This window comes from Xanthomonas sp. D-99 (assembly GCF_017746145.1).
Lineage (GTDB): Bacteria > Pseudomonadota > Gammaproteobacteria > Xanthomonadales > Xanthomonadaceae > Xanthomonas > Xanthomonas cissicola.
Genome location: NZ_JAGHWU010000029.1, coordinates 15,970 through 27,754 on the forward strand (window position 1 = coordinate 15,970; position 11,785 = coordinate 27,754).

Genomic DNA, 11,785 nt, shown 5'->3' on the forward strand with positions numbered 1-11,785 from the left:
GATGTGGGATTGCGGAGTTGTGAGTTGCACCAGTCGTGGCAGCCTTTGCTGCATCCAATGCGTCTGAGAAGTCATGGGGTGGCTGCATCTGCCGAAGAGAGCGAGTGCCGGAACGGCCAGGCCCTTCACCGACGTGGCGTGGTGTTCCTGTCGCAAAACAAGCTGGGCGATCTGGCCCATATCCGGCGCGCAGGACGTGGATGATCTGGCGGGCGCGCCATGCGCCGAGCTTCGCGGGCCTCATGGTTGCCAGCTGCGCCCGATGCCTGCTGCTCCGGGCGCTGCGCTAGCGGGCTGCCGCAATCTTGAAGCGCAACGGCGGTTGCACCGCGATGCCTCAGCGGCATCGCAGTGGCGATCTGTCGGCCTCAGCCAACCCCGGTCGGCCCATCCAGCAGCATGCGGATGCGCTTGAGCAGTTCCTTCTGCGTGTAGGGTTTGTTGACCACATCGAACTCGGCGCCACCCACATCGGTGCGCTGGATGCTGGCATCGGCGTAGCCGGTGGTGAGCAGGATCTTGACCTTTGGCAGCATACGGCGCGCCTCACGGGCGAGCATCACCCCATTCATACCGCCGGGCATGATCAGGTCGGTGAATAGCGCATCCACGTCCGGGTTCTTCCCCAAGATCTCCATCGCCTCGCGTCCGCTGGACGCAGACAGGATGCGGTAACCGGCATTTTCCAGAAACATCCGCGCCACCACCGCCACATCCTGCTTGTCTTCCACCACCAGGATGGTTTCGTTGCCACCCTTGTCGATGGCGCGGCTCTTGGCTATCTGCAAATCGTTTTCGAATTCGCTGGAGGCGGGGAAATACAGTCGCACCGTGGTGCCTTCGCCCACCTCGCTGTAGATGCGTACGGTGCCGCCGGACTGCTTGACGAATCCATACACCATCGACAGGCCCAGGCCGGTGCCCTGCCCTTCCTCCTTGGTGGTGAAGAACGGTTCCATCACCCGGCCGACCACCTCCGGCGGCATGCCCGAGCCGGTGTCGGTCACGGCAATGCTGACGTAGCGGCCCGGTGCCAGCTGGTGGTACATCGCCAGATCGTGGCCGGTGATCTCCACGTTCTGGGTCTGCACCGTCACTTCCTTGCGTTCGGCCTGGGCCATCGCGTCGCGCGCATTGATCAACACGTTCAACAGCGCCACCTCTGCCTGGGTGGTGTCGATCTGGCAGTTCCACAGCCCTTCTTCCAGCGACTGGCGCAGAGTGACCCCGCCTCCCAGCGCGCGCTCGGCCATGTTGGTCATGCCGGCCACCAGTCCGTTGAGATTGACCACCCGCCCGCGTAATTTCTGCTTGCGCGAAAACGCCAGCAGCTGCTGGGTCAAGGTGGCCGCCTTGGCAGCCGCGGCCGCCGCGTGTTCGGCACTGAAGGCAATGCGCTCGGCACTACCGCCGCCGGCGCTGGCCATCATCTGGATCACTTCCAGATGTCCAGACATCACCTGCAGCAGATTGTTGAAATCGTGCGCGATGCCGCCGGTCAGCTGGCCCAGCGCTTCCATCTTCTGCGCCTGGCGCAGCGCATCTTCGGCATCGCGGCGCCGGCTCACATCCAGCTGCGAGCCGAAGAAATACACCAGGTTGCCCTTGTCGTCGAACACCGGCGAGATGAACAGCGCATTCCAGAACGAGGAGCCGTCCTTGCGGTAATTCAGCACCTCGGTGGCAAACTCGCTGCGGCTTTCGATGGATTCGCGCACATCGCTGATGCTGGCCGGATCGGTGTCCGGCCCCTGCAGGAAACGGCAGTTGTTGCCGATGACTTCGTCGGCGGCATAGCCGGTCATCTCCAGGAATGCGCGGTTGGCGAACACGATGGGATTATCCGGAAGGTGGGGGTCAGTCACCGTCATCGGCATGCGCGTGGTTTCCACTGCAGCAAAGAAGATGTCCGAGCGGCGCTTCTCGACGGGCAGGCTGCGAGATTCGCTGATGTGAGGCGCCCGCAGCTCTCCGTGACCGGGATCGTTCAAGTGATGTTCTCCGCGGGGCCATTCCCGTGGTCATAGTCTAGTTGGGTCCGGTGAGGCGATTCGTCACATCCATGAGCATTTCCCGTACGGCAGCGCCTGCCGCTGAACCCGTGCACTGCGACTGCAGCTGCGCACCCGAGTACGCCGGGTGTCGCTCCTCTCGTTTGGCGGCGTTCCCAGCCCGACGGCGCTGCGCCCATTGCGCTGACTCGGTGCGATACCGCCGGCTCGACCGGGACACCGGCGCGCCGCGCGCTGACACGTTCGCCGTGAACCCGGCACTACACGCAGAGCGGCGACGCGCGGGCGAATGAACGCACAGCTACGCCCATCACGGTGCAGGCGTATAGGCAGATAGCAGGACCGGCTTCCCCGGGTCGGCGGCACTTTCTGTGTGCTGGCTCAGGCGCAGCGCATCGGCATCGGGCGTGTCCTGGGTGTTCATTTCCCATACGTCGGTCACGCGCTTGTGGAACACGACAGCGCAGCGGTGGCGGTCGTAACGAAAGGTGATGCAGTCGGTCCAGTGTTGTCCGCACGCCACTCCGTTTTGCACAGTGAAATAGGCGCCCTTCGCGACCCGGCCCTGGGCGCTGTCCGGAAACGGATCGCACTGCCCGCCTTCGTCGGCTTTGAAGATCACCCGCGTGTTGCGCACGGCTTGGACAAACCCAACGTCCGCATTTGCAACCAGCGCCAGCACCAGCACCAGCACCAGCAAGGTACACGGCGGTGGCGCATGTCCATTGTCACGCAGCGTCTGTTCTGCGGATGCACGCAACGCAACCACGTCATCCAGCCGGCCATTTCCGTGAGATCTGCGCTAGCGACACCCATCACCGACGGTAGGTACGATTCGGCAGCGCCTGCGGGGAGCGCTGCGACGCCGGCTGGCATGGCGAGCGTCGCCGTCATTGCCAGCACTGTTGTCCACCATCCGCATGGTGCCGTCATCGCTGTGTCCTGGTCTGCGTCGAGGCTGCCTGCATCGTCGGCCGTCGCTGTCGCGCGCGTATGGTTGAGTCGACATACTGTCGAGCGTCTGCAGCATTGCTTCGCCACACCGCGTTTTTCGCCAGTGAAGATCGCTCGTCAAGCCCGCTTGCCGGCTCACGCCTAGCTGTCGAAACGCCCACGTCCGATTGATGCCTCCACCGCGATGCTGGCCTCGCACCACGGCGTCCAGTGGTGCATTCCCCAACTGACGAAACGAGAATCTGCAATGGCAAATCAGAACGACAACAAGGGTGGCACCAGCAACCGCGGCTTTGCTTCGATGGACGAAGACAAGCAGCGCGAAATCGCATCCAAGGGCGGTAAGGCGGCCCATGAAAGTGGCAATGCCCACGAGTTCACCTCGGAAGAAGCGCGCGAGGCCGGCAAGAAGGGCGGCCAGGCAAGCGGTGGCGGCAACAACCGCTGAGCTGCGCAACACTGCAGGTACCACGGCGCTTCCGGAAGAGCTGAAGCTCTTTCGGAAGCGCGTCCTTTTCAAGGATCATGCCGCGTCTCAGCTGATGCGACAGCACATCGGCATGCTGCCGCCCGATGACAACGATTTTACATGCACTCTCACACGCCACCGTGCATACAGCAGCACCGCGCCATCTGGGAGGTTGCGCACGAGTCGATGCGCTGACGCAGCAGACCAAGGTCCGCCGTGGCCCGCAGTGAACGCGTTCGCCGCGGGCTCGGCGCGGTCGAATACGCCTACCCCGACCATTTGCGCAGCACGCTCGCAACCTTGCCAACGACTGCCGGGGTGTATCTGTTCCACGGCAAGGACAGCGGACTCCCCTTGTACATCGGCAAGAGCATCAACCTGCGGATGCGGGTGATGGATCACTTCCGCACGCCACGCGAAGCCTCGTTATTGCGCCAGACCCGGCGCATCAGCGTGTTCGAAATGGCCGGCGATCTCGGTGCGCAGCTGCTGGAATCCCAGCTCATCAAATCGATGCGCCCGCTGTACAACCAGAAGCTGCGTCGCGTACCGCGTCAGTTTTCGATCCGCCTGTATTGCGGCGCCGTGTCCATCGTGCATTCAGCCGAGCGCGATCCGGCGGTAACACCATGGCTGTATGGGCTCTATTCCAGCCCACGCGCCGCCAAGGAAGCGTTGCGGCGGCTGGCCGATCGCGACCGCCTTTGCTACGGGCTGCTCGGCCTGGAACGCGCTACCGATGGCCGCCCGTGTTTCCGCGCCATGTTGAAGCGCTGTGCCGGTGCCTGCCATGGCGCCGAGTCGCTGGGCGACCACGAGACGCGTCTACGCGCTGCCCTCCAGCACCTGGAACAGGTCGTATGGCCGTTTCCTGGCGCGATCGCATGCATGGAAGAAGGTAAGCAATTGCGCCAGTTTCACGTGCTGCGCAACTGGCACTATCTGGGCAGCGCCACCTCGCTGGCCGCTGCCCGCAAACTGCAGTCCGCACCCGGCGACTTCGATCGCGATTGCTACCGGATTTTGCGCAAGGGCCTGCAAACGCATCTGCACAACGTGGTGTTGCTATAAGCACGACATGCGCGGGCGCGCCCACTTCGGCACTCGCAGTACGCGCCGAGTTCATGCAAGGCATCGCGCGACTTGCCGCCGGTCTGTCCTGTTCCCCGCCAACCACGATCCGGACGCCTACACGCTCGAAGCGCAGGCAAGAGTCCGCGATTCTTCAGCTGCTCTGCCTTTCGCAGCTGCGGTATTCCTTGGGGTCCAAAAACTCCGCCAGACAAGACCCTACGCGCAGCGCCTGCTCGCGCGCGTCGCCCCGGTACTCGCCCTGCCCTGCGCCCTCGATCGTGGCCACGGGCGCGGCGCGGTCGCGGTGATAAACGAACGCAGTCGAAAGCCACAGCGTCGCGCCTGGCGCCTGGCTTTCCAGGGTCTCCACGCGGAATTCACCGCAGTAACCGTGGATCAGGGTGCGTCGAAGTGTCTTGTGCGTCATGCGCGCAGTATCGCCATGCACATTTGAAGATCACGTAGAAATCGATTGCATCGGACGCACGTAGCGCCTAAGCGCACGATCGGGAAGCCGAACCAACGCGCAAGCCTGTGTCCATGCTGGATCACATCAGAATTAACGCGCGCGCCTGCAACACGCACCACTGCCCACCGCATATGCAATCGAGTAAAGGACCGGGAGAGCGACAGATCCGGTGAGAACCGGGAAGCCTTGCGAACGAAGGCTTGGATATGGTGGCCGAGGACGGAATCGAACCGCCGACACGGGGATTTTCAATCCCCTGCTCTACCAACTGAGCTACTCGGCCACTTAACCTGCAACACGATGCCTGCGTTGCGAGGACGCGCACTATAGCGAGCAGGCGCAGTTTGGGCAAGCGTTGCGAGCAACTTTATTGCCGGCCGCCGTGGGGGACGCGTTTCTTGCACCGCTTCACGCCGCGCGGCCGGGGACATGGCCTAGCCTGCGCGCGTCCACCGGAGATTGTCATGCGCCTGCCCCGCCTGCTGCTGTCGTTCGTCGCCCTGCTGCCGCTGGCCGCGTTTGCGCAACAGCCGGTGCGCGCGGTGCCGCAGCTGGACATCTCGCGCTATGCCGGCCAGTGGCATGAGATTGCACACCTGCCGGTGTCGTTCCAGAAAAAGTGCCGTAGCGACATTACCGCCATCTACACCTTGCGCGACGATGGCTTGATCGGCGTGCGCAATGGCTGCCGCACCGCCGATGGCAGCCTGACCCAGGCCGACGGCGTGGCGCGCCCGGTCGCCGGCCAGCCCGGGCAGTTGCAGGTGCGCTTCGCTCCCGAGTGGCTGGGTTGGTTGCCGCTGGTGTGGGCCGACTATTGGGTGATCGCGCTCGACCCGGATTACCAATGGGCGGTGGTCGGCGAGCCGGATCGCAAGTACCTGTGGATCCTGTCGCGCTCGCCGCAGATGCAGCGCGCGCAACTGGAACGGCTCAAGGCGCAGGCCACCGCGATGGGCTACGACCTGTCGCCATTGATTGTGGCCGCGCCGGTGTTGTGAGGCCTGCCCGCGCCCCGGCCTAGGATCGCCACCTCCGCTGCGCGCGCTGGGGAGCGGCGACCGTACTGCGTAGTATTCTTGGCGCCGCCTCATTCCGCCAAGGACCCGAGTCCATGCGTCGTGCCTCTCGCCTTCTTCTTGTATCGCTGGCCTGCGGGCTGCTGCTGAGCGCCTGCGGCGGCGCAGTCCGCCGGGTGTCCGAGCCGGCCGCCAGCATCCAGCAACTGACCGTGCGTGCCGATGGCTCCTGGTCGGTGGATCTGCGCCTGCAGAACTACAGCAGCATCCCGATGCAGTTCGAACGCGTGGCACTGGAGATCTCTGCCGGCGACCAATTGGCCGGCAAGCTCGACCAGGCAGTGGGCATGTCGATCGGCCCGGAAACCGCCGATGTGGTCACCGTCGCCGTGCAACCCACCTCGCTCGGTCGCATCACCGTGGCCGACGTGCTGGCCGGCGGCCGCTCGTTCCCGTACGCGCTCAAGGGCACCGTCTGGGCGACCCCGCAGGACAAGAAACAGCGCCAGTTCAGTGTGGAATCGCGCAATACGCTCAGCCCGGCCCCCGGCCTCAACGGCGTGCTGCGCTAGCGCGCACGCCCCCCTACCCGCGCTTCCAAGGATTCCGCATGAGCAGCTATACCGCCCCGCTGACCGATTTCCGCTTCGCCCTGCACGATGTGCTCGGCGCGCACGCCCTGTTCGCCCGGCTCGGCTATACCGAGGCCAGCACCGACATCATCGACGCCGTGCTCGAAGAGGCCGGCCGCTTCACCTCGCAGGTGCTGGCGCCGCTCAACAGTGTGGGCGACGAGATCGGTTGCGCGTTCGACAAGAGCACGCACACGGTGACCACTCCGCCCGGCTTCCGCGCCGCCTACGATCAATCCGTGGAAGGCGGCTGGAACGGGCTCACCGCCGAACCGCAATTCGGCGGCCAGGGCATGCCGCACACGCTGGGCGTGCCGCTGAGCGAAATGATCAACGCCGCCAACCTGGCCTGGGGCAACTTTCCGCTGCTGTCGCATGGCGCGATGGAAGCGCTGCGCCAGCACGGCGAGACCTGGCAGCAGGACGTCTTCCTCAAACCCCTGATCGACGGCCGCTGGACCGGCACCATGTGCCTGACCGAACCGCATTGCGGCACCGACCTGGGCCTGCTCAAGACCCGTGCCGAACCCAATGCCGATGGCAGCTACGCCATCACCGGCACCAAGATCTTCATCACCGCCGGCGAGCACGACCTCACCGACAACATCGTGCACCTGGTGCTGGCCAAGCTGCCGGACGCCCCGGCCGGCGCCAAGGGCATCTCGCTGTTCGTCACCCCCAAGTTCAAGGTGGACCGCGACGGCACCGTGGGCGAGCGCAACGCGCTGCATTGCGGCTCCATCGAGCACAAGATGGGCATCAAGGGTTCGGTGACCTGCGTGATGAACTTCGAAGGCGCGCAAGGCTACCTGGTCGGCCAGCCGCACAAGGGCCTGCAGGCGATGTTTACGATGATGAATACCGCACGCCTGAGCGTGGGCCTGCAAGGCATCGGGTTGTCCGAGCGCGCCTACCAGAACGCCCTGCGCTATAGCCGCGAGCGGTTGCAATCGCGGGCGCTCAGCGGCGCCAAATTCCCGGACAAACCGGCCGACCCGATCATCGTGCACCCGGACGTGCGCCGCATGCTGCTGACCATCAAGTCGCTGACCGAAGGCAGCCGCCTGCTCGCGTTGCATGCGGCCAGCCTGGTCGACGTCGCCCATCGCGGCGAGAGCGAACGCGAACGCGCCGACGCCGAGACCCTGGTGAGCTTCCTCACCCCGATCTCCAAGGCCTGCCAGACCGAATGGTCGATCGAGAATACCTACCACGCGCTGCAGTGCTTCGGCGGCCACGGCTACATCCGCGAATACGGCATGGAGCAACTGGCCCGCGACGCGCGTATCACCACCATCTACGAAGGCACCACCGGCATCCAGGCGCTGGACCTGATCGGCCGCAAGACCGCTGCCAGCCAGGCTGCCGGGCTGAAGCTGTTCCTGGCCGATGTGGAAACCTTCGCCAACGCGCAGGACGGCAACGCCGCGCTGGCCGAGTTCATCAAGCCGCTGCGCGACAAGTGCAGCGAATGGGCGATGCTGACCCGCGATGTGCTCGATCGCGCCGCGCGCAACCCCGACGAACTGGGCGCGGCCAGCCATGACTACCTGTTTTATTCGGGTTACGTGGTGCTGGCGTACTGGTGGGCGCGCAGCGTGGCCGCTGCCGACGCATCGGCGCACGGCGAGGACTTCAGGCGCGCCAAGCGGGAGACGGCGCGGTTCTACTTCGCCCGCATCCTGCCACGCACCATGACCCATTCCGCCGCCATCCGCAGTGGCGCCGCACCGCTGATGACGCTGGACGCGGAACTGTTCGGCGAAGGCTGAGCGCCATCATCACGGCGCTGCCGTAGGAGCGGACCTGGCCGCGACGGGGTGGAGTCGCTCGGCAAGGCGCCGCGCCCGGGTGCGCTCCTACGGATAACGACGCGAGATTCCGCCGCTGCTGTAGGAGCGGACCTGGCCGCGACGGGTGGAGTCGCTCGACAAGGCGTCGCGCCCGGGTGCGTTCCGACGCTCACCAACGCCATCACTGCGTTTGACGAGTGATCCCGCAGCGCGGCGGCACGGAATCGCGGCCAACAGTACTTACTGAGCCAGTATTTTGGAGACACCTGCCAACGCCGTTCGCTGTGATACACAAACTGTCAACGATCGGGTATAAGCTGTTTTCCCGATGGAGACAGACACGCACGTTCGTGATGTGATCGTCCCCGGAGGCAGCTATGCCCCGGACGCGGGCAGCGCTGTCGCTGCAATCCACCAACTCCCCACGCTTCGCCTGTTGTCGCTCGATGCGCACGGCCGCGTGCTGGATTGGATCAACTGGCAAGACGCCGCCTGCCTATACGCCCGCGATGCGGTGTCGTGGACGCTGGGCGAGCCTTGCATGCAGATCCACGGCGGCATCTCGCGGCTGACCGGCGAGCGCAGCACGCTGGAACTGCACCCCATCATCGCCGCGCGCGGGCACGCCCGTTCGCGCGCGCTGGACCCGACCCCGACCCTCAGCAACACCGCGCTGTTCGCGCGCGATTCGCAGCTGTGCATGTACTGCGGCCAGCATTTCAGCCGCCCGCACCTGACCCGCGACCACGTCATGCCGGTGTCCAAAGGCGGTCGCGACAGTTGGGAAAACGTGGTGACCGCCTGTTTCCAGTGCAATTCGCGCAAGGCCAACCGCACGCCGCAACAGGCGCATATGCCGCTGCTGGCGGTGCCCTACCGGCCGAGCTGGATCGAGCACCTGATCCTGTCCAACCGCAACATCCTGTCCGATCAGATGGCCTTTTTGCGCGCGCAGCTGCCCAAGCGCTCCAAACTGTCGCTGTAAGCCGACTGTCCATTTGTTGCGGCTGCTGGCTGGTCAGTGGCACGCAAGCTTGCAAGGCGTGCCAAGACAGCCGCGGGTGGTTGAGCCTGGACGCGCGTGCCGTTGTCCCACTCGCGCAGCGGCGTTGGCGGCTTCACCGGCGCACCGGGTGTCCGACGTGACATCGAACCCGGCCACCGCGATCCAATGCATGAGACGCCTTGAGGCGCAGTGTCCGCCCCTTACGCAGAGGCGCGGAGCCAAGGGATCGCGGAGACACGGCGCAACCAGCACATCGCCAGGTGCGGCAGATTGCCGCAGGTGTCGGGTGAGCGTCGCGCGCGCCAGGCGTCACGGTGCGCGCGCCCATCACTTCCCGCTGACAGCTGAACCGGTTTGCTTGCCGGGCCTTCGCATGGGGAGGACAATACGGCTTCAGAAGATTGACACGATGATGATCGACACCACCCGCTATCCGCGCCTGTCCCGCATCCAGACCCCCGACGATCTGCGCCGCTTCGACGAAGCCGAGCTGACCGCGATCGCCGAAGAACTGCGCTCCTATCTGATCGAATCGGTGGGCAAGAGCGGCGGGCACTTCGCGGCCGGCCTGGGCGTGATCGAGCTCACCGTCGCCCTGCACTACCTGTATCAGACGCCGGTCGATCAGCTGGTCTGGGACGTCGGGCATCAGACCTACCCGCACAAGATCCTCACCGGCCGGCGCGACCAGATCCACACGGTCAAGCAGAAGGACGGCGTGGCGCCGTTTCCCAAGCGCGAGGAAAGCATCTACGACACCTTTGGCGTTGGCCATTCGTCGACCTCGATTTCGGCCGCGCTCGGCATGGCCATCGCTGCGCAGCGCAACGGCGACGACCGCAAGGTGGTGGCGGTGATCGGCGACGGCGCGATGACCGCCGGCATGGTCTACGAAGCGCTCAACCACGCCGGCGGCATGGACCCGGAACCGAATCTGCTGGTGATCCTCAACGACAACCGCATGTCGATCTCCGAAGCAGTGGGCGGGCTGACCAAGATGCTGGGGCGCGCCAGCGGCAGCCGCACGCTCAATGCGATCCGCGAAGGCGGCAAGAAGATCCTCGGCGACAAGAAGAACAACCCCACCGCGCGTTTCGTGCGGCGTTGGGAAGAACACTGGAAAGGCATGTTCGTGCCATCCACGCTGTTCGAGGAAATGGGCTTCCATTACACCGGCCCGATCGATGGCCACGACCTGCCCAGCCTGGTCGGCGCACTGAAGACCCTGCAGACGCTCAAGGGCCCGCAACTGCTGCACGTCATCACCACCAAGGGCAAGGGCTACGAACTGGCCGAAGGCGATCAGATCGGCTACCACGCCGTTGGCCCGTTCGATCCAAGCAAGGGCTTGGTCGCCAAGACCGGCGCCAAGAAGCCGACCTACACCGACGTCTTCAGTGACTGGGTGTGCGACATGGCCGCCGCCGAACCCAAGTTGCTGGTGATCACGCCGGCGATGCGCGAGGGCTCGGGCCTGGTGCGTTTCAGCAAGGAATATCCGCAGCGCTATTTCGATGTAGCCATTGCCGAGCAGCACGCGGTCACGCTGGCCGCCGGCATGGCGACCCAGGGCGCCAAGCCGGTGGTCGCGATCTATTCCACGTTCCTGCAGCGCGGCTACGACCAACTGGTGCACGACGTGGCGGTGCAGCAACTGGATGTGCTGTTCGCGATCGATCGCGGCGGCGTGGTCGGCCCGGATGGCGCCACCCATGCCGGCAATCTGGATCTGAGCTTTCTGCGCTGCGTGCCGCACATGGTGGTGATGGCGCCTGCCGACGAGGCCGAATGCCGTCAGATGCTGAGCACCGGCGTGCAATACCAGGGCCCGGCGGCGGTGCGCTACCCGCGTGGCACCGGTCCCGGCGCAGCACTGGACACCTCGCTTGCCACGTTGCCGATCGGCAAGGCGCAGCTGCGCCACAGCGGCACCCGCATCGCCCTGCTCGGCTTCGGCGCGATGGTGGATGCGGCCGAGGCGGTCGGGCGCGAACTGGGGCTGACGGTGGTGAACATGCGCTTCGTCAAGCCGCTCGACAAGGCGCTGCTGCTGGAGCTGGCAAAAACCCATGATGGCTTCGTCACGATCGAAGACAACGTGGTTGCCGGCGGCGCAGGTTCTGGCGTGTCAGAACTGCTCAACGCCGAAGCCGTTACCATGCCGATGCTGCACCTGGGCCTGCCGGACAGCTTCCAGCATCACGCCAGCCGCGAAGACCTGCTTGCGGAAGCCGGCATCGACCAAGCCGGCATTCGCGCCGCCGTGCTCAAGCGCTGGCCGCAGCTGACGATCAGCCTGCCGCCTGCGTTGAACGCTGCGGCAGGCTGATCGCGCCTGCCAGGCTCCTTGTGGCGCG

The 11,785-nt window shown here is 65.2% G+C and carries 9 protein-coding genes, 1 tRNA gene and 1 pseudogene; 7 read left to right on the forward strand and 4 right to left on the reverse strand.

The window, feature by feature from the left end; translation table 11 throughout:
- Window positions 1–368: 368 nt before the first annotated feature.
- Window positions 369–1,991 (reverse strand): hybrid sensor histidine kinase/response regulator, encoded by a 1,623-nt coding sequence (locus J7360_RS12555; protein ID WP_057661240.1) that lies wholly within the window; start codon window positions 1,989–1,991, stop codon window positions 369–371.
- Window positions 1,992–2,322: 331 nt separating this feature from the next.
- A pseudogene (locus J7360_RS12560) lies at window positions 2,323–2,906 on the reverse strand (hypothetical protein).
- 307 nt (window positions 2,907–3,213) lie between these two features.
- On the opposite strand from J7360_RS12560, the gene J7360_RS12565 reads away from it, so the two are divergent.
- Window positions 3,214–3,414: a KGG domain-containing protein gene (locus J7360_RS12565; protein WP_005914053.1), complete on the forward strand. Its 201-nt coding sequence runs from the start codon at window positions 3,214–3,216 to the stop codon at window positions 3,412–3,414.
- Between the two features lie 237 nt (window positions 3,415–3,651).
- Window positions 3,652–4,506 (forward strand): excinuclease Cho, encoded by an 855-nt coding sequence (cho, locus tag J7360_RS12570; RefSeq protein WP_081027798.1) that lies wholly within the window; start codon window positions 3,652–3,654, stop codon window positions 4,504–4,506.
- A gap of 154 nt (window positions 4,507–4,660) precedes the next feature.
- Here the strand turns inward: cho and J7360_RS12575 are convergent, their stop codons facing one another.
- A complete protein-coding gene (locus J7360_RS12575) occupies window positions 4,661–4,936 on the reverse strand; it encodes a hypothetical protein (RefSeq protein ID WP_209033985.1) in 276 nt (91 codons plus the stop codon).
- A 249-nt stretch (window positions 4,937–5,185) separates the two neighbouring features.
- Window positions 5,186–5,261: transfer RNA gene (locus J7360_RS12580), tRNA-Phe, on the reverse strand.
- Between the two features lie 181 nt (window positions 5,262–5,442).
- Between J7360_RS12580 and J7360_RS12585 the strand changes: the two genes are divergently transcribed.
- The 5 genes from J7360_RS12585 to dxs all read left to right on the forward strand — a co-directional run bounded on the left by J7360_RS12585 (window position 5,443) and on the right by dxs (window position 11,757).
- Window positions 5,443–5,979: a lipocalin family protein gene (locus J7360_RS12585; RefSeq protein WP_039568800.1), complete on the forward strand. Its 537-nt coding sequence runs from the start codon at window positions 5,443–5,445 to the stop codon at window positions 5,977–5,979.
- A gap of 113 nt (window positions 5,980–6,092) precedes the next feature.
- Window positions 6,093–6,569, forward strand: a complete 477-nt coding sequence (locus J7360_RS12590; RefSeq protein ID WP_007974695.1) for an LEA type 2 family protein — start codon at window positions 6,093–6,095, stop codon at window positions 6,567–6,569.
- A gap of 38 nt (window positions 6,570–6,607) precedes the next feature.
- A complete protein-coding gene (locus J7360_RS12595) occupies window positions 6,608–8,401 on the forward strand; it encodes an acyl-CoA dehydrogenase C-terminal domain-containing protein (RefSeq protein WP_209033987.1) in 1,794 nt (597 codons plus the stop codon).
- A gap of 349 nt (window positions 8,402–8,750) precedes the next feature.
- Window positions 8,751–9,407: an HNH endonuclease gene (locus tag J7360_RS12600; RefSeq protein ID WP_007965971.1), complete on the forward strand. Its 657-nt coding sequence runs from the start codon at window positions 8,751–8,753 to the stop codon at window positions 9,405–9,407.
- 433 nt (window positions 9,408–9,840) lie between these two features.
- A complete protein-coding gene (gene dxs / locus J7360_RS12605) occupies window positions 9,841–11,757 on the forward strand; it encodes a 1-deoxy-D-xylulose-5-phosphate synthase (RefSeq protein WP_057661278.1) in 1,917 nt (638 codons plus the stop codon).
- The last annotated feature ends 28 nt before the right edge of the window (window positions 11,758–11,785 follow it).

Bases quoted from the DNA above. Each gene is read 5' to 3' on its own strand.
- J7360_RS12565 (WP_005914053.1), top strand. From the start codon at position 3,214: ATGGCAAATCAGAACGACAACAAGGGTGGCACCAGCAACCGCGGCTTT.
- J7360_RS12575 (WP_209033985.1), bottom strand. From the start codon at position 4,936: ATGACGCACAAGACACTTCGACGCACCCTGATCCACGGTTACTGCGGT.
- J7360_RS12585 (WP_039568800.1), top strand. From the start codon at position 5,443: ATGCGCCTGCCCCGCCTGCTGCTGTCGTTCGTCGCCCTGCTGCCGCTG.
- J7360_RS12590 (WP_007974695.1), top strand. From the start codon at position 6,093: ATGCGTCGTGCCTCTCGCCTTCTTCTTGTATCGCTGGCCTGCGGGCTG.
- J7360_RS12595 (WP_209033987.1), top strand. From the start codon at position 6,608: ATGAGCAGCTATACCGCCCCGCTGACCGATTTCCGCTTCGCCCTGCAC.
- J7360_RS12600 (WP_007965971.1), top strand. From the start codon at position 8,751: ATGGAGACAGACACGCACGTTCGTGATGTGATCGTCCCCGGAGGCAGC.
- dxs (WP_057661278.1), top strand. From the start codon at position 9,841: ATGATCGACACCACCCGCTATCCGCGCCTGTCCCGCATCCAGACCCCC.